This is a genomic window from Solimonas sp. K1W22B-7 (assembly GCF_003428335.1).
In the GTDB taxonomy this organism is placed as follows: domain Bacteria; phylum Pseudomonadota; class Gammaproteobacteria; order Nevskiales; family Nevskiaceae; genus Solimonas_A.
Genome location: NZ_CP031704.1, coordinates 5,304,193 through 5,322,639, shown reverse-complemented (window position 1 = coordinate 5,322,639; position 18,447 = coordinate 5,304,193). Strand labels below are relative to the sequence as shown.

18 protein-coding genes are annotated in these 18,447 nt (G+C 65.6%); all 18 read left to right on the top strand.

Annotation, left to right across the window (positions count from 1 at the left end; translation table 11 throughout):
* The first annotated feature begins 34 nt into the window (after positions 1 to 34).
* Complete coding sequence (locus tag D0B54_RS23835; protein WP_117294843.1) at positions 35 to 739, top strand: NAD(P)H-dependent oxidoreductase; 705 nt, start codon at positions 35 to 37, stop codon at positions 737 to 739.
* 313 nt (positions 740 to 1,052) lie between these two features.
* The gene (locus D0B54_RS23830) at positions 1,053 to 2,375 is read left to right on the top strand and encodes a lipase family protein (RefSeq protein ID WP_162932671.1); all 1,323 of its coding nucleotides are present in this window, start codon (positions 1,053 to 1,055) and stop codon (positions 2,373 to 2,375) included.
* 85 nt (positions 2,376 to 2,460) lie between these two features.
* Positions 2,461 to 3,489, top strand: coding sequence for a hypothetical protein (locus D0B54_RS23825; protein WP_117294839.1), 1,029 nt, complete (start codon positions 2,461 to 2,463; stop codon positions 3,487 to 3,489).
* A gap of 272 nt (positions 3,490 to 3,761) precedes the next feature.
* Entirely contained in the window at positions 3,762 to 4,217 is a 456-nt protein-coding gene (locus tag D0B54_RS23820) for a (2Fe-2S)-binding protein (RefSeq protein WP_117294837.1), read from the top strand.
* A gap of 1 nt (position 4,218) precedes the next feature.
* Positions 4,219 to 6,420: a xanthine dehydrogenase family protein molybdopterin-binding subunit gene (locus tag D0B54_RS23815; RefSeq protein WP_117294835.1), complete on the top strand. Its 2,202-nt coding sequence runs from the start codon at positions 4,219 to 4,221 to the stop codon at positions 6,418 to 6,420.
* Positions 6,421 to 6,500: 80 nt separating this feature from the next.
* Positions 6,501 to 7,001: a hypothetical protein gene (locus D0B54_RS23810; RefSeq protein WP_117294833.1), complete on the top strand. Its 501-nt coding sequence runs from the start codon at positions 6,501 to 6,503 to the stop codon at positions 6,999 to 7,001.
* Positions 7,002 to 7,339: 338 nt separating this feature from the next.
* Positions 7,340 to 7,528 carry a hypothetical protein gene (locus D0B54_RS23805; RefSeq protein ID WP_117294831.1) on the top strand — a complete coding sequence of 63 codons (189 nt, stop codon included), beginning with the start codon at positions 7,340 to 7,342 and terminating at the stop codon, positions 7,526 to 7,528.
* Complete coding sequence (locus D0B54_RS23800; RefSeq protein ID WP_205527229.1) at positions 7,525 to 8,280, top strand: SDR family oxidoreductase; 756 nt, start codon at positions 7,525 to 7,527, stop codon at positions 8,278 to 8,280. Before D0B54_RS23805 ends, D0B54_RS23800 begins: the two co-directional genes overlap by 4 nt.
* 2 nt (positions 8,281 to 8,282) lie before the next feature.
* Entirely contained in the window at positions 8,283 to 9,284 is a 1,002-nt protein-coding gene (locus D0B54_RS23795; protein ID WP_117294827.1) for a polyketide synthase dehydratase domain-containing protein, read from the top strand.
* A 163-nt stretch (positions 9,285 to 9,447) separates the two neighbouring features.
* Positions 9,448 to 9,942 carry a TlpA family protein disulfide reductase gene (locus D0B54_RS23790; RefSeq protein WP_162932670.1) on the top strand — a complete coding sequence of 165 codons (495 nt, stop codon included), beginning with the start codon at positions 9,448 to 9,450 and terminating at the stop codon, positions 9,940 to 9,942.
* Positions 9,939 to 10,166, top strand: a complete 228-nt coding sequence (locus D0B54_RS23785) for a DUF4266 domain-containing protein (protein ID WP_117294823.1) — start codon at positions 9,939 to 9,941, stop codon at positions 10,164 to 10,166. Before D0B54_RS23790 ends, D0B54_RS23785 begins: the two co-directional genes overlap by 4 nt.
* Before the next feature lie 4 nt (positions 10,167 to 10,170).
* On the top strand, positions 10,171 to 11,334 hold the full coding sequence (locus tag D0B54_RS23780; protein WP_117294821.1) for a DUF3570 domain-containing protein: 1,164 nt from the start codon (positions 10,171 to 10,173) through the stop codon (positions 11,332 to 11,334).
* Positions 11,335 to 11,570: 236 nt separating this feature from the next.
* Entirely contained in the window at positions 11,571 to 12,485 is a 915-nt protein-coding gene (locus tag D0B54_RS23775) for an FAD:protein FMN transferase (RefSeq protein WP_117294819.1), read from the top strand.
* Positions 12,486 to 12,930: 445 nt separating this feature from the next.
* Positions 12,931 to 15,162 (top strand): NADP-dependent isocitrate dehydrogenase, encoded by a 2,232-nt coding sequence (locus tag D0B54_RS23770; RefSeq protein WP_117294817.1) that lies wholly within the window; start codon positions 12,931 to 12,933, stop codon positions 15,160 to 15,162.
* Positions 15,163 to 15,285: 123 nt separating this feature from the next.
* Positions 15,286 to 15,645, top strand: a complete 360-nt coding sequence (locus tag D0B54_RS23765; protein WP_162932669.1) for a hypothetical protein — start codon at positions 15,286 to 15,288, stop codon at positions 15,643 to 15,645.
* A gap of 1,066 nt (positions 15,646 to 16,711) precedes the next feature.
* Complete coding sequence (locus tag D0B54_RS24555; RefSeq protein WP_162932668.1) at positions 16,712 to 17,209, top strand: glycine-rich domain-containing protein; 498 nt, start codon at positions 16,712 to 16,714, stop codon at positions 17,207 to 17,209.
* 60 nt (positions 17,210 to 17,269) lie between these two features.
* Positions 17,270 to 18,091 (top strand): hypothetical protein, encoded by an 822-nt coding sequence (locus tag D0B54_RS24550; protein ID WP_205527228.1) that lies wholly within the window; start codon positions 17,270 to 17,272, stop codon positions 18,089 to 18,091.
* A 60-nt stretch (positions 18,092 to 18,151) separates the two neighbouring features.
* The gene (locus D0B54_RS23755; protein WP_117294812.1) at positions 18,152 to 18,412 is read left to right on the top strand and encodes a hypothetical protein; all 261 of its coding nucleotides are present in this window, start codon (positions 18,152 to 18,154) and stop codon (positions 18,410 to 18,412) included.
* Positions 18,413 to 18,447: the final 35 nt, after the last annotated feature.

Here is an 18,447-nt window from a genome sequence, read left to right as displayed (position 1 = left end):
CTAAGCTTCCCGCCCTCCTTTTTGTGATGAACCCATGAACGTCCTCATCGTCCACGCCCATCCCGAGCCCCAGTCCTTCTGCGCCTCCATGTGCAGCACCGCTGCCGAAGTGCTGCGCGAGCAGGGCCATGCCGTCGTGATCTCCGACCTCTACCAGCAGGGCTTCAATCCCGTGGCCAGCGCCGCCGACTTCGGCACGCGCAAGAAGCCGGACTACCTGACCTACGCGCTGGAGCAGCGCTCGGCCTACGAGGCCGGCAGCATCGACCCGCAGATCCGCGACGAGATCGAGAAAATCAAGGCCTGCGACCTGCTGATCCTCAGCTTCCCGATCTTCTGGTTCTCGGTGCCGGCGATCATGAAGGGCTGGATCGACCGCGTGTTCATCTCCGGCGTGTTCTACGGCGGCAAGCGCATCTACGAGCAGGGCGGCATGCGCGGCAAGAAGGCGCTGATCGCGCTGACCCTCGGCGGCCGCGAGGACATGCTCAGCGAAGGCGGCGTGCACGGCGAACTCTCCGCCATGCTCAAGCCGCTGACGCAGGGCACGCTGGGTTACGTCGGCATGGACGTGCTGCCCACCTTCGCCGCCTGGCACGTGCCCTACCTGAAGCCCGAGCAGCGCGAAGCGATGATGCAGCGCTGGCGCGAGCACCTGGCGCCGGGCTTCGAGAATGCCGAGGCGCTGCAGCTGCCGGACCTCAATCTTTACGACGACGCGTTTCGGCGCAAGGGCTGAGAACACATCATCCCTCTCCCACTTGCGGGAGAGGGGTAATGGGGAGAGGGTTTCTGTAGAACAAGCGGCAGGAGCCATTCGCTAGATTTACAGAAACCCTCTCCCTGTATCCCACTCCCGCAAGCGGGAGTGGGGACAAACGGCCTGCCTCTTGCACGGCTTGCCACCGCTCACCCCCCACACCCGACCGCCCATCCCGCTGGCCTCTCCTGCTAAGACAACTGGCCCCCGCGACCCGCGCGCCTTCCCCGCCTTCCCCCGACACTACCGGCCCAGAGCGCAGCACATGCGCCGTCCCGTTTTTGGAGGAAGAATGAATCACCCGTACTTGCCCCGCGCCGCCCTGGCCTGCCTGTTCACGGCGGCCCTCCTGCTCACAGCCTGCAGCGGTGGCAGCGAATCCGGCGGTGACAGCAGCAGCAGCGACGGCCTTAGCGGCGCCGCGCTGATCAAGCGCGTGCCCTTCGCCCCCACGCCCGACCCGGACAGCTTCTATGACCAGCCCGAACCCTTCCCGGCCAAGGCCGCGCCCGGCACCGTCATCAAGGCCCGCAAGGTGCCGTTCCGCCCTGGGCTGTCGATCCCGCTGCCGGGCCAGGCCTGGCAGATCCAGTACGTCACGCGCGACGCCAACGGCCGACCGCTGGCCGCCGTCACCACCGTGGTCAAGCCGCTGCTGCCCTCGCTGTCGGCGCATCCGCCGCTGCTGTCCTACCAGTTCGCCTACGACAGCCTCGGCGCGCAGTGCACGCCCTCGCGCACCCTGCGCGGCGGCATCGCCAACTACAACAACCAGGCCGAGACGCTGATCTACATCCTCGGCCAGCTGGCCCTGGGCTGGACCATCGTGCTGCCCGACTACGAGGGCCCCTACTCAGCCTACGGCGTGGGCAAGCTCTCCGGCCAGGCCGTGCTCGACAGCATCCGCGCGGCGCTGAGCTTCCAGGACCTGGGCCTCAACGCCGAAACGCCGGTGGGCATGATGGGCTACTCCGGCGGCGCGCTGGCCACGGCCTGGGCAGCGTCGATGCAGCCCGACTACGCGCCGGAACTGAACCTGGTGGGCGTCGCCGCCGGCGGTGTGCCGGCCGACCTGTTCGGTGTCGTGCAGCGTGTCGAGGGCGGGCCGTTCATGGGCCTGATCCTCGGCGGCATCGTCGGCGCCAACCGCGCCTACCCGGAGCTGCTGCCGCCCGCCATCCTCAACGAAGACGGCAAGGCCCTGTTCGAGCAGATGAAGGACGGCTGCGTCAGCGACAACTCCGCGCTGGCGCTGTTCAAGAGCCTGTCCGACTACACCACCGTGGCCGATCCCTTCAGCACGCCGGGCGCCATCGCGGTGCGCGACAAGGTCACGCTGCCGCAGCCCGGCAAGGCGCCCACCGCCGACATGTTCATCTACCACGAGACCTTCGACGAGATCATCCCCGTGGCCGGCACCGCCGCGCTGGTGGACACCTGGTGCGATGCCGGCACGCCGATCAGCTTCGTGCGCGGCCTGGCCGGCGAGCACGTCACCGGCACCGTGGCGTACGCGGTGCCGGCCCTGCTCTATCTCACGGCGCGCTTCGACGGCGGCCTGGTCGGCGGCATCGTCGAGCCGCTGATCAAGCTGGGCGCCCGGCGCTGCAACTGACAGCCAGGCCTGGCCGCCAGGCAATTGCATGCCGGCCCTTGCCGGCCAAAGCTGGCGGGCATAACGACATAGGGTGGAGAGAGCCTTGAAGTCCTCATCACGAATCTGCGCGCTGGCCCTGTCCGCGCTGCTGCTCGCTGCCTGCGGCGGCAGCGGCGATTCATCCCCCGGCGGCGGCAACGCGGAGCCCGACCCCAAGCGGCTGTGCATCACCGAGGATTGTGGCGAGAAGGAAGTGCTGGCCCATGTGCCCGAGGCCGAGAACCTGATCTTCACCGATGACGGCCGCTTGTTCGTCACCGGCTGGGAGCTGTACGAGATCATCAGGCACGCCGACGGCAGCTTCGAGGCCGTGGCGATCCCGGCCGACGGCGAGCACAGCCAGTCGCTCGGGGGCCTGGCGATCCGCGACGGCGTGCTCTACATGAACGACGAAACCGGCCGCGGCCTCTGGGCCGCGCGGCTCGGTCCCACCGCCAGCATGCGCCTGAGCAAGATCCACCAGTACAAGGGCTACCCCACGCCCAACGGCCTGGCCTTCGGCCCCGATGGCGCGCTCTACTCCACCAGCGGCCCGATGCCGGACCTGGTCACGCTGACCTCGGTGGTGCGCACCCACATCGACCCCAGGGACCCCTTCAAGGTGCTGGACGAGGAGAAGGTCTTCGGCCTGCGCCTGCTCGGTCCCAACGGCCTGCTGGAGCTGCCTGGCGCCAACGGCCTGGTGCTCAAGGGCAACACCTTCTACATCGTCGGTTATCTCAGCAGCGGCCTGACGCTGTCCGCCGTGCATGCCTTCGACGTCAGTCCGGATGGCACGGTCGGCGAACTGCGCCGCGTCGCCAGCAGCCAGGCCACCTACGACGACATCGAGGTGATCGGCGACCGCCTGCTGATCGCCAACAACTTCCTCAACAGCCTGCTGATGTTCGACCTCAGCGGCAAGCTGCTGGCCAACTCCGGCCCGATCTTCGACGGCCCCGCCGCCATCACCTACGGCCGCCCGCCGATGTTCCAGCCGACCGATATCGTCATCGCCGAGCGCGGGTTGCTGGGCGAGGGGCAGTCCGACAACGGCAATGCGCTGTCGGTGTTCCGGCGCAAGGCTCCGTAAGGAAGAGCCACCCCGTCTTTTGTAGGAGCGGCTGTCAGCCGCGAAGGTCGGTCATCATGATCACCGGCGATCGCGGCTGACAGCCGCTCCTACATTGAAAAGCTCCGAACTGCCCCTTCCTGCAACCCCACTTGGCCCTTGCGGAAATGGCCGGCCGGCCGCAGCCAGCGGATAGTCCCCGTAGCTGACCGCCAATATCAACCGCCTGTCCGCCCGCCGCCTGGGCGGGCCCGCACGCAGGGGCGAGCATTCGCTGTCCGAAGACCGAACCGATGCCGACCCTCCGAATCAACGGCGACGCCCACGCAGTCGACGCCCCCGCCGACAAGCCCCTGCTGTGGGTGCTGCGCGACGACCTGCGCCTCACCGGCACCAAGTACGGCTGCGGCCGCGCGCTCTGCGGTGCCTGCACCGTGCATGTGGACGGCCAGCCCGCGCGCGCCTGCGTCCTGCCCTGCGGCACGCTGGAGAACCGCGACATCACCACCGTCGAAGGCATCGGTGCCAGCGAGATCGGCCGCCGCGTGCAGGCCGCCTGGGTCGAGATGAACGTGCCGCAATGCGGCTACTGCCAGTCCGGCCAGGTGATGGCCGCCGCCGCATTGCTGGAGCGCATCCCGCATCCCAGCGACCGCGACATCGACCAGGCCATGTCCGGCAACCTCTGCCGCTGCGGCATGTACACGCGCATTCGCGCCGCCATCCACCGCGTCGCCGGGGACCTCTGAAATGGCCGCCTCCGACGGCAGCGGCATGACGCGGCGCGACTTCCTGCGCGTGTCGGCCATGGCCGGCGGCGGCCTGCTCGCCGCCTGCAACTTCGCGCCGGAATCCGAGCCGGTGCAGGCGCCGCCCACACCCGGGCCGGGCCCCGTGGGCGACGCCTGGCAGGCCAACGCCTTTGTCCGCATCGCGCCCGACAACCGCATCACGATCATCGTCGGCTCCGCCGAGATCGGGCAGGGCACCAGTACCGTCGTGCCGATGATGGTGGCCGAGGAACTCGACGCCGACTGGTCGCAGGTCAGCTGGGAGCAGTCGCCCACGGCACGCGACTACGCCAACCCGCGCAACTTCAGCCAGCTCACCGCCGGCAGCGCCACCGTCCGGGGTGTCTACCTGCCGCAGCGACGCGCCGGTGCCGCCATCCGCGAAATGCTGGTCAAGGCCGCCGCCAGTCTCTGGGGCGTGAGCGAAGACCGCCTGCGCACCCAGGCCAGCCGCGTGATCGACGACGCCGGCGGCCGCAGCGCCAGCTACGGCGAGCTGGCCGGCGCCGCCGCGCAGCTGCGCGCCCCGCGCAACCCGGTGCTGAAGAACCCCGCCGACTTCCGCATCATCGGCCAGTCCAAGCGCCGCCTCGACGGCGCGCAGAAGTCCGACGGCAGTACCGTCTTCGGCAGCGACCTCCACATCCCCGGCATGCTCATCGCGCTGATTGCACGGCCGGCGCCGAGCGGGCGCCTGGGCTCCGGCGCCGACACACCGGAAAGCTGGAACCGCGAGGCGGCCATGGCCGTGCCCGGCGTGGAGGACGTGTTCGTGGTGGATGCCGGCGTGGTGGTGGTGGCCCAGGACTTCTGGGCTGCCAAACAGGGCCGCGACCGGCTGGCCGTGCAGTGGCAGCGCTCCTCGCGCCCGCATGTCAGCAGCGACGAGCAGCGCCAGCGCTACACCGAAAAGCTCGACCGCCTCGGTGCCGTGCTGCACCGCAAGGGCAGCGGCGCGCAGCTGCAGCGCCGCGGCAACACCGTCATCAGCGCCGACTATCACTTCCCCTACCTCGCGCACGCGCCGATGGAGCCGCTCAACGTCGTCATCGACTACGCGCCCGGCCGCTGCGAGATCTGGACCGGCACCCAGTGGCCCGACGGCGACCGCGGCGTCGCCGCCCGGGTACTCGGCATGCAGGCGGCGCAGATCAGGTTCAACACACTGCCTTCCGGCGGCAGCTTCGGCCGCCGCGCCTGCAGCGCGCACGACTTCGTCGACGAGGCCGCCCAGGTCGCCAAGGTGCTGCAGAAGCCGGTGAAAGTGATGTGGACGCGCGAGGACGACATCCGCGGCGGCTACTACCGTCCCTCCGCTTCCAGCCGCCTCAGCGCCACGCTGGACTCACAGGGCCTGCCCTCGTCCTGGGCGCAGCGCATGGTCGCGCAGTCCCTCATCGGCAACGCCGTCATCGACGAACTCGGCAGCCTCGCCGGCACGGAAACCAACTCCGCCCAGGGTGCAACAGACCTGCCCTACGCCATCCCCAACCAACGGGTCGACGTGCATTCCAGCTACGACCCGGTGACGGTGCTGTGGATGCGCTCGGTCAGCAGCAGCTTCAACGTCTACGCTCGCGAAGCCTTCCTCGACGAACTGGCGCAGGCCGCCGGCCAGGACCCCTTGCAGTACCGCCGCCGCCTGCTGCAAGGGACGCCGCGCCTGCTGGCCGTGCTCGACGCCGCCGCCAGTGCCGCCGGCTGGGGCAGCGCGCCCGCCGGCCATCACCAGGGCATCGCCGTGTTCCAGGCCTACGGCAGCTGCATCGCCCAGGTGGTGGAGGCCAGCGTCGGTGCCGACCGCGTGCTCAAGATCCACCGTGTGACCAGCGCCGTGGACTGCGGCACCGCCATCAACCCCGATCTCGTCGCCGCCCAGATCGAATCCGCCGCCGTATTCGCGCTCAGCTCGGTGCTGTTCGGCGAGATCACCCTGGAAGACGGCGAGCCACAGCAGGGCAACTTCCACGACTACCCGATCCTGCGCATGCACCAGACCCCGCGCATCGACACCGTGTTCGTGAACAGCGGCGGAGAGCCGGGCGGCGTGGGCGAACTGGGCGTGCCCGCCGTGGGGCCGGCGCTGGCGAATGCGATCTTCGGCGCGCTGGGTGAACGCATCCGCGAGTTGCCGATGAAGAAGCATTTGAGGATCGATTGATCATGCACGATCCGAAGAGAACAGCTTCATGTCTCCCTCTCCCGCCAGCGGGAGAGGGAGTAATAAGCGCGGTTGCAGTGATGCTTCTGTTGTTCTTGCTGCTTCCCTCTATCACCCAAGCCGCCACCCTCTTCGACCCCATCGCCGAAGTCCTCAAGCACCCGCGCTGCATGAACTGCCACACCGTCACCGACTTCCCGCGCCAGGGCGACGAGCGCGTGCCTCACGCGCAGCACGTCGTGCGCGGCGAAAACGGCCACGGCGCGCCCACGCTGCACTGCGCCGCCTGCCACCAGGAAACCAACATCGACCACGCCCGCGTCCCCGGTGCGCCGCACTGGCATCTCGCACCGCTGAGCATGGGCTGGGAGGGCCTGGACAACACCCGGCTCTGCCAGACCCTGATCGATCGCAGCCGCAACGGCGACAGGGACATCGCCGCACTGGTGGAGCACATGCGCGCGGACCCGCTGGTGCTCTGGGGCTGGAGCCCCGGTGCGGGTCGCACGCTGCCGCCGCTGACGCATCCGCAGTTCATGCAGGCGGTGGATGCCTGGGCCGCGGCGGGCGGGCCTTGCTGATCTTGTCTCCCTCTCCCGCTGGCGGGAGAGGGCTGGGGTGAGGGTGGAGGCTTGAGGCAGATAACCGAGCTGTGACGCTATTGGCCTGCACCACCCTCACCCCAACCCTCTCCCGCCAGCGGGAGAGGGAGACAAGCGCGCCCGTGCTCCCCCGCACCCCGCAGAGGCCGCACAGACAAGCCTCTTCGTCCCCACGGCAAGCACAAAACGCTTGGCCTCAAATGATCCCGACCTTGGCACGTAATGCGATGGTCACTCAGTAGCCAGCGCCTGAAGATGCGCGCACTCAGAAGTCGCGCTGGAGAAAAGGCGGCCGTCCAGGGCTGGAGGGAACCGGTATGCGTCGCCTGCGTCGTCAAGCCATTCACGCGGTAGAGAAAGTAGCCACCGGCGACACCGCCGGCAGCCTCAGCCTGCGCGCCATCATCATCGCCGGGCTGCTGTTCGCCGGCATGGCCGCACTGGCCGCCTCGCTGGAACACCCCGCGCCGCTCGCAGCCGCCGCCAACGAAGGCGCGCCCTCGTGAACGCCGCGTCCATGACGGCGCTGGTCACCGGCGGTGGCGGCGGCATCGGCCGCGTCGCCTGCATCGAGTTTGCGCGCGCCGGCTACCGCGTCGCCGTCTGCGACCGCAAGGCCGAGCAGGCCGAGGAGACCGTGGCCGCGGTGCGTGAGCTGGGCGGCGAAGCCTTTGCCTACACCGTGGACATCGGCGACGGCCCGCAGGTGCAGAAGATGATCGGCAGCCTGCGCGAAAGCTTCGGCCGCATCGACGCCGCCTTCAACAACGCCGGCATGCCCGCGCTGCGCGTGCCATTGGCCGACGTGGACGAGGCCGACTGGGACCGCGTGGTGCGCACCAACCTCACCGGCACCTTCCTCTGCATGAAGTACGAAATCCTCGCCATGCTCGAGCAGGGCGGTGGCTGCATCGTCAACAATTCCTCGGTGTTCGGCGTGGGCGGCGGCATGAGCGCGCCCTATACCGCCACCAAGCACGGCATCTGCGGCCTGACCAAGTCGGCCGCCATCGCCTACGCCGAGCAGGGCGTGCGCATCAACGCCGTCTGCCCCGGGCTGATCGAAGCCGGCATGGGCCTGCGCGTGCTGGCGCGGCCGCATCCCGATCCGCGCACCGTCATCGCCACCTCGCCGATCAACCGCACCGGCGCCGCCGAGGAAGTGGCCAAGGCCGTGGTCTGGCTCTGCTCCACCTCCGCCAGCTACATCCACGGCCACATGCTCGCCGTGGACGGCGGCTACGGCGCCAGGGGCTGAGCATGAACGCGCTCGCCGCCGCGCCGGGCCTGAGCGAATACCGCCAGCAACTGCGCCAGCGCCTCGACGGCTGCAGCGCGCGCCCCTCACGCCCCGCCGGCCCGGCCCAGGTGCTGCCGCTGCTGCGCCCCGCGCCGCAGGGCAACGAGCCCGCGCTGGAACAGAGCCTGAGCCTGCAGGACGACCCCTACCTGATGGACCACGTCGTCGACGGCAAGCCGGTGCTGCCCATGGCCGTGGCGCTGGAGCTGATGGCCCAGCGCGTCGCCGCCGGCTGGCCGCAGTGGCAGATCGCCGAGCTGCGCGACGCGCGGCAGTTCTCCGGCATCGTCTTCGAGAACCGCAACCCGCGCCGCGTGATCCTGCGCGCCACCGACGCGGGCACCGACGCCGACGGCTACCCCACCGTCACCGTCGAGCTGATCGACGTCCACACCCAGCTGCCGCGCTACCGCGCCACCGCCGTGCTCTCCGCCGCATTGCCGCAGGGCCCGCTGCTGCAGCAAGACCCGCTGCCCGACGCCGTGACCATCGACGCCGCGCGCACCTACAACGAGATCCTGTTCCACGGCGAAAGCTTCCATCTCATCCGCGCCATCACCGCGCTGGCGCCGCCGGGCATCGACGCCGAAGTGCATCCCTCCTCGCCGCATCGCCTGCTGGGCGAGCGCCACGCCAGTGGCCGCTGGCTGTTCGACCCCGGCCTGCTCGACGTGCCGCCGCAGCTGGCCTTCGTCTGGGCGCGCGAGCTGCGCAACGCCGGCGCCCTGCCGATCCGCTTCGGCCGCATCCAGCGCTACGGCGACGAGCCGCTGGAAGGCCTGCTGCGCCTGCAGCTGCGCTTCAAGCCCGCCAGCCACCCCCAGGGACTGTGCTACGACGCCCAGATCGCCGACGCCGGCGGCCGCCTGCGCCTGGCCATCACCGACGGCGAAAGCACCATGAGCGGCGCCCTCAACCGCCTCTCCCGCGGCCACCCGGACTTCCGCCGGGAGGCCGGTTAGCACGGGCTCTGACCGCAATTATCAATCGCCTGACCCATACGGATATCGCGCCGTCGCCGCCGGCCGGCGAGGATGCCATCATGTCGTGGACCGTCCCCGCAGAGGGATGGCGCGCCGGGTTGCCCCTTGGGTCTCCCTGCCAACCAATCTGGAGGAGCTGCAGATGCGTGTTGCCCTGGGCCTGGCCCTGGTCTTGATGCTGGCCTCGCCGCTGAGCCACGCCGTGAAGGCGGGCGAGGCCGCGCCGCCGCTGGTGGCGCCCAACGCCGGCCAGCAGCCCGTGAGCCTGGCGCAGTACAAGGGCAAGGTCGTCTACGTCGACTTCTGGGCCTCCTGGTGCGCGCCCTGCCGCCAGGCCATCCCCCAGTACGAGCGGCTCTACAGGCAATGGGCCTCGCGCGGCTTCGTGGTGATCGGCGTCAACATCGACCAGGACCGCGCCGACGCCGACCGCGCGCTCAAGCGCCTGCCCGTCACGTTCCCGGTGGTCTACGACCCCAGCGGCAGCTGGCCGGAGCGCTTCGAGCTGCCGACCATGCCCACTGGCTACCTGATCGGACGGGACGGTATCGTGCGCCACGTGCACGAGGGATTCAGGACAACAGATCTGCCGGCGCTGGAAGCGCTGATCGACAAGACCCTAGGGGAGAAATCATGAGGCTGAAGTTGACCAGCGGCGCCGTACTGGCCGCATTGCTGCTGTCGGGCTGTGCCACCACCAAGCAGGACGTGCAGCCCTGGCAGCGCGGCACGCTCGCCAAGTCCGAAATGGCCTGGGAGCCCGATCCGCTGACCGCCGAATTCCGGCGGCACGTGCAGTTCAGCAAGGAAGCCGCTTCCGGCGGCGCCTCCCTCGGTGGCGGCGGCTGCGGGTGCAACTAAGAACATGAAGAACACCTCCAAAGCGCTGGCCGCGCTCACCCAGGCCGCCCTTGCCCTGCCCGGCGTCGCCCTGGCCGCCGAAGTGCAGTCCGACTATCTCTTCAGCTACTACAAGGAAGGCGACATCTCCGGCTCCAAGTCGGCCGGCAACGCCTCCGAGCGCTACGAGATCCTGTCGCACATGTTCCGCGTGGTCGCCCCGCTGGGCGACAGCGCCGTGGGCCTCAACCTCACCTACGAAACCATGAGCGGCGCCTCGCCCTGGTGGATCCAGCCCGGCACCAACGGCGCGCCGCAGGTGGTCATGAGCGGCGCCAGCATCCGTGAGGAACGCGTGGACCTGCAGGGCACCTATTCCCTGCCGGTCGCCCCGTTCCAGACCGCCTTCACCCTGGGCTACTCCACCGAAGACGACTACGAGGCGATCAACGCCGGCGTCGAGCTGGAGCTGGAAGACGACGAGAACGGCGTCACCTGGACCGGCGGCCTGGGTTACTCCAGCGACACTATCAAGCCCGTGCAGCTCACCGGCTTCGACCGCATCGACGAAGACGACAAGAGCACCCTCACGCTCTACGGCGGCGCCGCCCTGGTGCTCAACGCCAACACCGTGGTGCAGGGCAGCCTCAGCTACCAGAAGGGCGACGGCTACCTCACCGACCCCTACAAGCGCATCTGGCTCACCAGCACCGCCAACACCGCCCAGGAAAGCCGCCCCGACGGCCGCCAGTCCTGGGCCGCCAGCGCCAAGCTGCGTCACTTCCTGACGCAGCAGAACGCCGCCGTGCATGTCGACTACCGCTACTACCACGACGACTGGGAGATCGACGCCCACACCCTGGAAGTCGCCTGGGCCCAGTCCCTGCCCGACAACCTGCGCATCATCCCCTCGCTGCGCTGGTACTCCCAGAGCCAGGCCTTCTTCTACGCCCCGTACTACAACGCCCCGCGCGGCGACGGCTTCGGCTCCAGCGACTACCGCCTCTCCCCCTACGGCGCCCTGTCCGCGCGGGTGGACGTCAGCAAAGCCGTGGGCGCCCTCGCCTTCGGCGGTGGCCTGGAGTACTACAAGGCCAGCAAGGACTTCGCCCTCAAGAGCGTGGATGTGGAAAACCCGGCCCTGATCGACTACTGGAGCGTGCAGCTGCGCGCGACGTACCGGTTCTGAGCGCTGGCGGGTCCCAACCCCCTCTCCCTGACAAGGCAGAGGGGGTTTTTAATTTCCCTCTCCCCGCGAGCGGGGAGAGGGTCAGGGTGAGGGGGCAGTAGCGGCGGTCACGCACCGCGCCGCCGATTGAAGGCTCCAGCCTCCCCCAATCCAAATCCAAAAACCGTCACAAACCACCAATCCGTCACCAGTTCCAGGGGGTGAGCGAAACCCAGTGGGAGAGTAAGCTTCCCCCCATGCGTTTCCAGCATTTCAGCTTCCACGCCATGGGAGGACCCTGCTCCCTGCAGCTGTTCGCCCGCGACGAGGCCCTGCTGCAGCGCGCGGCCGCCACCGCCACGGTGGAGGTCCACCGCATCGAGGCCAAGTACTCCCGCTACAAGGAAGACAGCGTCCTCTCCCGCATCAACGCCAGCGCCGGCGACCGCGCCGGCACCGACGTAGACCCCGAAACCGCCGCCCTGCTGGACTACGCCGCCGCCGCCCACGAGCAGAGCGACGGCCTGTTCGACGCCACCTCCGGCGTGCTGCGCCGCGCCTGGGACTTCAAGGCCCGCAAACTCCCCCAGCCCGGCCAGCTCGAAGCCCTGCTGCCCCTGGTCGGCTGGCACAAGCTGCAATGGCGCAAGCCGCGCCTGGTCCTGCCGCACAAGGGCATGGAGCTGGATTTCGGCGGCTTCGGCAAGGAATACGCCGCCGACCGCGCCGCCGGCGTGCTCGCCGCCATGGGCGTCCACCACGGCCTGATCGAGCTGGGCGGCGACATCCGCGTGCTCGGCCCCCAGCCCGACGGCAGCCCCTGGCGCGTCGGCATCCGCCACCCGCGCGCGCCGGAAACCCCCGTCGCCAGCATCGAGCTGAGCAGCGGCGCCATCGCCAGCAGCGGCGACTACGAGCGCTACTTCGAGCTCGCCGGCCGCCGCTACAGCCACATCCTGGACCCCCACAACGGCTGGCCCATCGAAGGCCTGGCCAGCGTCAGCGTCCTGGCCGAGCAATGCCTGGTGGCCGGCACCGCCACCACCATCGCCATGCTCAAGGGCCACAAGGGCCGCGACTGGCTCGAACAACTGGGCCTGCCCTGGCTGGTGGTGGACGCCGGCGGCTCGGTGGAAGGCAGCATCCATTCCATCGGGGTGGAAGTCAGCTAGTGAGCCGTCCCCTCTCCCGCCTGCGGGAGAGGGTGGCCCGAAGGGCCGGGAGAGGGTTTCTGTAAAATTTCCTGTGATTAGCCAAGCCGGGATTTACAGAAACCCTCTCCCCCAGCCCCTCTCCCGCAAGCGGGCGAGGGGAGCAGAAATACAGCGGGCTTCGCTCCCTCGCCGGCAACCGCTCCTGCCTTGCCCTACCTCGGGCCTCCATCCCCTCCCCATCACCCGCCCGTCATCCCCCCACCCCAAAATACCCCCGCCCCTGGCCATTCCTTCGCCACCGGCAGCGCAGCCGGGCCCGGAAAATCACCACCCCACGCACCGGGGTGGAGACGAAACGGCCCCGTCTGGGTTAAAACAGCAGGGCCCTTCGTTCCCCATTCGTCTTCTCCCGCCACAAAAAGCAATCACTAGCCGAGAAGACGCAGACACCAGGATGTCGCCAATGACCCAGCAGAACCAGACCATCATCTACACCCTGACCGACGAGGCGCCGCTGCTGGCCACCGCCTCGTTCCTGCCCATCGTCCGCGCGTTCACCGAGCCGGCCGGCATCCAGGTCGTCACCAGCGACATCTCCGTGGCCGCCCGCATCCTGGGCGAGTTCTCGGACTTCCTGGCGCCGGAACAGCGCGTACCCGACAACCTCGCCGAGCTGGGCAAGCTCACCCTGCTGCCCGACACCAACATCATCAAGCTGCCCAACATCAGCGCCTCCCAGCACCAGCTCACCAGCGCCATCAAGGAGCTGCAGTCTAAGGGCTACCCGGTGCCGGACTTCCCGGAAGACCCCAAGACCGACGCCGAAACCGCCATCCGCAAGCGCTACTCCAAGTGCCTGGGCAGCGCCGTCAATCCCGTGCTGCGTGAAGGCAACTCGGACCGCCGCGCCCCCAACGCCGTCAAGGAATACGCTCGCAAGAACCCCCACAGCATGGGCGACTGGAGCATGGCCTCCCGCTCCCACGTCGCGCACATGAAGCACGGCGACTTCTACCACGGCGAAAAGTCCATGACCCTGGACCGCCCGCGCGACGTCAAGATGGAGCTGGTCACCCGCGACGGCCGCACCCTGCTGCTCAAGCCCAAGGTCTCGCTGCTCGAAGGCGAAGTGATCGACAGCATGTTCATGAGCAAGAAAGCCCTGCTGGCCTTCTACGAAGAACAGATGGAAGACTCGCGCAAGACCGGCGTCATGTTCTCGCTGCACGTCAAGGCGACCATGATGAAGGTCTCGCACCCCATCGTCTTCGGCCACGCCGTACGCATCTTCTACAAGGACGCCTTCGCCAAGCACGGCCACCTGTTCGACGAGCTGGGCGTCAACGTCAACAACGGCCTGGTCAACCTCTACGACAAGCTCGAGAACCTGCCCAGCTCCAAGCGCGAAGAGATCATCCGCGACATGCACGCCTGCCACGAGCACCGGCCCGAACTGGCCATGGTGGACTCCGCCAAGGGCATCTCCAATCTGCATGCGCCGAACGACGTCATCGTAGACGCCTCCATGCCCGCCATGATCCGCATCGGCGGCAAGATGTGGGGTGCGGACGGCCGTCCCAAGGACACCAAGGCCGTGATGCCCGAGAGCACCTTCGCGCGCATCTACCAGGAGATGATCAACTTCTGCAAAACCAACGGGAACTTCGACCCCGTCACCATGGGCACCGTGCCCAACGTCGGCCTCATGGCCCAGCAGGCCGAGGAATACGGCTCGCACGACAAGACCTTCGAGGTTGCCGAGGGCGGCGAAGCCCGCGTCATCGACATCGCCACCGGCGAAGTGCTGCTCACCCAGCAGGTTGAAGAGGGCGACATCTGGCGCATGTGCCAGGTCAAGGACGCCCCGATCCGCGACTGGGTCAAGCTCGCCGTCATCCGCGCCCGCAACTCCGGCATGCCCGCCGTGTTCTGGCTCGACGAATACCGCCCGCACGAGAACGAGCTCATCAAGAAGGTGAAGCTCTACCTCAAGGACCACGACACCAGCGGGCTTGACATCCAGATCATGTCGCAGGTGCGCGCCATGCGTTACACGCTCGAGCGCCTCATCCGCGGCAAGGACACCATCTCCGTCACCGGCAACATCCTGCGTGATTACCTGACGGATCTGTTCCCCATCATGGAGCTGGGCACCAGCGCCAAGATGCTGTCCATCGTCCCGCTGATGGCCGGTGGCGGCATGTACGAAACCGGCGCCGGCGGCTCCGCCCCCAAGCACGTCAAGCAGCTGGTGGAAGAAAACCACCTGCGCTGGGACTCGCTCGGTGAATTCCTCGCCCTGGCCGTGAGCATCGAAGAGCTCGGCATCAAGACCGGCAACAAGCAGGCCCGCATCCTCGCCAAGGCCCTGGACGCCGCCACCGGCAAGCTGCTCGACAACAACAAGAACCCCTCGCCCAAGACCGGCCAGCTCGACAACCGCGGCAGCCAGTTCTACCTCGCCCTCTACTGGGCCCAGGAACTCGCAGCACAGACCGAAGACGCGGCCCTCGCCACCCGCTTCGCCCCCCTGGCCAAGACCCTCACCGAGAAAGAGAAGACCATCCTCGGAGAGCTCGGCGACGTGCAGGGCCGCCCGGTCGACATCGGCGGCTACTACCTGCCGGATGCCGCGAAGCTGGATGCGGTGATGCGGCCGAGCAAGACGCTGAATGAGGCGTTGGCGGGGGTTTGAGGGAAAGAACGGGCCTCTGAGGCCGGACGCATGGTGTCACCTTCATCCATTGGTGCTTACGAAGGTGATCTTATCCGGCCTCTAGGGCTCGTTACGCTCTTTGCTGCGTATGCAGAAGGCGAGTTGGACGAGTTGCTGGCGGCGCTTGCTGGAAATCAGCCGCTCGACGATGAGCAACAGCAGTGGCCCTTCGGCAGAAAGCTCAAGCACGCACAGGGACTCGCACTCCAGCTGGATACCGAAGTTCTCGCGCCTTTACTTGAGACGCTGACGGAAGCTCGCGAGCTCTTCGACAGGCGGAATGCGCTGGTCCACGGGCGTCTTTACTCCGGAGGCCGGCTCGTCTCTAACCGGCGTGACGTGCCGGAAAAGCGTGTGTCGCCGGAAGAGCTTGGCGAACTGTCGGACCTCATCTTTTCGTGCAAGGAGCGGATGTGGTTGCACCGCCAGAAGCTCGTCATCCCGCTGCTAGCCAAAAAGTAGCGAGGGAGGATGGCAAAGCGCAGTGTGTCCACCCGGAGGTCGGTGCAAGCAAACGAATGTCACTCCGTCTCCGGCCAGGTTATCGACGTGGCTTGGGTCGGGCCAAATGGCGACCCGCCTCCAGTGGCCCAGGAATTATTCGGTCCGCAAGTATTCCCCCGCAATCAACTTCCCAGCAGAAATCCTGTATTTCACCTGCAAGGCCCGGAGAGCGGTACTGCGGTGACTGGGGGATGTTGTCGTAGCCAGGATACTTATTCGGATCGAATTGATCCGGAGACACGTACGGTGCGTATGGATCATCGTCTGTCGCGCCATTAACCCGTGGATAGACAGGTTCCGCGTAGTTGTTCCAAAGAGGTTTTGGTCCACGCTCTCTTCGAACAATGACGGGCGGTACTAACTGACGGTTCGGATCGGCAATGTATCCTTCCTGCTCCAGCAGCTGTTGGCTCTCTCGTTGACTCTGCTGAAACTGGCGCTGAGCTTGAGCTTCGGACTGCAATCGCTGCTGGTTCGAGTAACGTTCCGATTCGACGCGCTGCTGCTCCCAGTTCCTGCCGTTCCGTTGCGCGTAGCCATTGCCACCACCATCCGGAACATGCGGTCGCTGATAGCCCTCAGGGTAGCTTCGCTGTGCTTGGGGAATTGAAGGCGCCTGCATTCCACCTGAACACCGGTAACTTACCCCGGGATTGTCCACTATCACGGACTGCCCATTGGGGCACTGTTGAGCGTGCAATGCATGAGTCAGTGCAAGCAACACCAAGAAAATGACGGGCTTAAACACGGCTTCTCCAAGTGTTCGATGGATCAAAAAAGGCTATGGGCCTGCAAATCGAGCCTAGCTTCTTTTTAAATCGCATTGAGATTTCTTGGGCCACAACCTGACAGTTGGTTCAGGTTGCTGCATCTGAAGTAGAGGGGCTAGGCTCGAAACTGTTGGTTTCGACTTGGCCCTTTTGTTTTTGGGGCAGAAAGAAAGCATGAACGGGGGTTGTAGAGTAAATCTGCCCCTTTTGGCTCTTCATTTGTTGTGCACACTCTGTAGCAGTTGGAGACCTTCATGTCAGCTATATCAGCAAACGCATGCAACGCTGAAAGGACAATCAATCCTGCAGTCGCAAAGCTGGATTTCTCTACGGTTCATCGCAAGCTGATGGATGATGGAGAAGGATTAGGATGGACCCTCGAGCAGTGTAACGACGCAGATAGAGACTACCGCCGATTCCTGTCTCTCCTCCTTGAATACCCCTCTCTGAAGTTGGTTCCAACAACTATCATTGATTCGTTCTGGCACTTTCATATTCTTGATACAAGAAAGTACTTCGCGGACACCTACAGCCTGTTTGGAAGCTACCTGCATCATGATCCGAACATGGGCTTAGAGGGAATTGAAGACAAGAAGCGACTTGCTCAAGCATTCGAACTTACCAAGAGTCTGTACGAAGCCAGATTCGGCGTGTCAATGGGGAACGACCTGCAGAGATGCGGTGGCAATTGCAGAAGTTGCGGCGGCCGTGTCGGGGAGGAAGCGCTGCAGTCAGCGTCGCGCAGCAACTAAGGGGGCATCATGTACTTTCTTCAGCGAATTGGCTCAGAGGCTGCGGCCCCAGGCGGCAGAATGAATCTGTCCGAATATATGCGAATGTTCACGTTCAAGCGGCATGTTTACAAAGACAAGTTGCGGCAATACGAAACGGTTCTTCAGTCTGATCCGATGTTCCTGGCGGACCTTGCGGCGTCGATATTCACATCAAATTACGACGCGGGATATCTGGGAAAGATTTCACTAGAAAAGGCTCTCTACTGCTGCCGAGATATTGTTCACGATATTGGCTATTTAGAAGCTGACGAAGAGCATGTACAAGAGGTTTTAGGTGCGGACCCTAACCTCGTTAACACTATCTTAGTCCCAGGATGCCAAGACAGCGAGATGCTGTGCGCGCGTGTTCGCCGCGCTGTCGAATTCACGCAGTCTTTTGCGCGCCACCACTTTACCGTTGTGTTCTCCGGGCGGAATCCGAGTCCAAAGGGAAGCGATCCGGTAGTAATACCCGATGAGTCTAAGCGGATGTCTATCGAGTTTAAGAAGCGGCTGAAGGAATACAACAGCCATGCAACACTTCCGAAGGTGCACAAGTTTGGCTTCGAGAGCGAGTCATCAACCACCAAGACAAACATCTCAGAATTCTTTCAGCGCAAGTACGTCGAACCTAGCAAGGCTAACAATCTAATTATTATTAGCTCGACATTTCATCTAATACGCCTTGCGAAGGAGTTAAATAAGTATCTGTCAGATAATCCTGATCAGATACTTAAGAACGTAGTGCTTGTTGGTGCTGAAGACAGCGATAAGCAGTTCTTTATGACGGACCTTACTTACATAAAGCTCATGATGTTTGACGTGTTCGACTACTTGCTTCGCAGACCAGGCGAGGTCTAACAGCGAATGTAAGGGTGAGCAAAGCATAGCGTGCCCACGCGGTGCTAGGCACGGAGGCAAATGAAATTCATCGACACCGCCGTCTGCAGGGAGCTTCGGTTTAGCATCGGGTGCGAGGAGGATTCTGGCCGATGCTATCTATCGATACCGGTTTCCAATCGATTGGTTGACTATGAGAAGTATTACCTCATCACCGGCGAGATGCATGATGCGTATCCGGCAAATGCTGATGAACTTCAGCATTTCGCGGAGCAATGCCGCTGCCGGGTAAACGATGCACTCCTTCTCGTGAAGCCTGGAAAGGATCGGAGCGGTGGCTAGGCATGATGCTGTGCTGGGTGCAAATATAAATCTGT

Coding starts and splice junctions, on each gene's coding strand:
- D0B54_RS23835 (WP_117294843.1), top strand. CDS start 35: ATGAACGTCCTCATCGTCCACGCCCATCCCGAGCCCCAGTCCTTCTGC.
- D0B54_RS23830 (WP_162932671.1), top strand. CDS start 1,053: ATGAATCACCCGTACTTGCCCCGCGCCGCCCTGGCCTGCCTGTTCACG.
- D0B54_RS23820 (WP_117294837.1), top strand. CDS start 3,762: ATGCCGACCCTCCGAATCAACGGCGACGCCCACGCAGTCGACGCCCCC.
- D0B54_RS23815 (WP_117294835.1), top strand. CDS start 4,219: ATGGCCGCCTCCGACGGCAGCGGCATGACGCGGCGCGACTTCCTGCGC.
- D0B54_RS23810 (WP_117294833.1), top strand. CDS start 6,501: ATGCTTCTGTTGTTCTTGCTGCTTCCCTCTATCACCCAAGCCGCCACC.
- D0B54_RS23805 (WP_117294831.1), top strand. CDS start 7,340: ATGCGTCGCCTGCGTCGTCAAGCCATTCACGCGGTAGAGAAAGTAGCC.
- D0B54_RS23795 (WP_117294827.1), top strand. CDS start 8,283: ATGAACGCGCTCGCCGCCGCGCCGGGCCTGAGCGAATACCGCCAGCAA.
- D0B54_RS23790 (WP_162932670.1), top strand. CDS start 9,448: ATGCGTGTTGCCCTGGGCCTGGCCCTGGTCTTGATGCTGGCCTCGCCG.
- D0B54_RS23785 (WP_117294823.1), top strand. CDS start 9,939: ATGAGGCTGAAGTTGACCAGCGGCGCCGTACTGGCCGCATTGCTGCTG.
- D0B54_RS23780 (WP_117294821.1), top strand. CDS start 10,171: ATGAAGAACACCTCCAAAGCGCTGGCCGCGCTCACCCAGGCCGCCCTT.
- D0B54_RS23775 (WP_117294819.1), top strand. CDS start 11,571: ATGCGTTTCCAGCATTTCAGCTTCCACGCCATGGGAGGACCCTGCTCC.
- D0B54_RS23770 (WP_117294817.1), top strand. CDS start 12,931: ATGACCCAGCAGAACCAGACCATCATCTACACCCTGACCGACGAGGCG.
- D0B54_RS24555 (WP_162932668.1), top strand. CDS start 16,712: ATGTCAGCTATATCAGCAAACGCATGCAACGCTGAAAGGACAATCAAT.
- D0B54_RS24550 (WP_205527228.1), top strand. CDS start 17,270: ATGAATCTGTCCGAATATATGCGAATGTTCACGTTCAAGCGGCATGTT.
- D0B54_RS23755 (WP_117294812.1), top strand. CDS start 18,152: ATGAAATTCATCGACACCGCCGTCTGCAGGGAGCTTCGGTTTAGCATC.